Origin of the sequence: Paenibacillus gorillae (genome assembly GCF_000513275.1) — a bacterium.
GTDB classification, from domain to species: domain Bacteria; phylum Bacillota; class Bacilli; order Paenibacillales; family Paenibacillaceae; genus Pristimantibacillus; species Pristimantibacillus gorillae.
On the sequence record NZ_CBVJ010000161.1, the window covers coordinates 1 to 778 of the forward strand.

The 778-nt window shown below is 57.2% G+C and carries 1 pseudogene; it reads left to right on the forward strand.

The window, feature by feature from the left end:
• Window positions 1-89 precede the first annotated feature (89 nt).
• Window positions 90-778, forward strand: a pseudogene (locus tag TY10_RS31930) (collagen-like protein); the annotation flags it as partial.

A 778-nucleotide genomic window follows, 5' to 3' on the forward strand; every position in this document is an offset into this window, starting at 1 on the left:
TGGCGGAACGGTAGCATTGTCCGGAGGAACGGTAGCGATATCCACGCGGAACAGTAGCTGTCTCTGGAGCAACAATCACCGGCGGAACCTTGAACGCGGTTCTTGGAGCCACAATCACCACGGGTACGTTGGCAGCGGTGTCTGGTGCGACGATCACGGCAGGGACAATAACTGCAATCCTTGGAGCGACGATTACTGGCGGAACGGTAGCATTGTCCGGAGGCACGATAGCGATATCTAGTGGAACAGTAGCCGTCTCGGGAGCAACGATCACAGGTGGAACCTTGAATGCAGTTCTCGGAGCGACGATCACGACCGGTACGTTGGCAGCGGTGTCCGGAGCGACAATTACAGCAGGGACAATAACTGCAGTCCTTGGAGCGACGATTACCGGAGGAACCGTAGCGTTGTCTGGCGGTACGGTAGCAATATCCAGTGGAACAGTAGCTGTCTCAGGAGCAACGATCACCGGCGGGACCTTGAATGCTGTCTTAGGAGCAACAATCACCACGGGTACGTTAGCGGCTGTGTCTGGCGCGACGATCACGGCAGGGACAATAACTGCGATTCTCGGAGCGACAATCACGGGAGGCACCGTGGCGTTGTCTGGCGGAACGGTAGCAATATCCAGTGGAACAGTGGCCGTGTCCGGAGCGACCATTACAGGTGGAACCTTGAATGCCGTACTCGGAGCGACGATCACGACCGGTACGTTGGCAGCGGTGTCCGGAGCGACGATCACGGCAGGGACAATAACTGCGATTCTTGGAGCGACAAT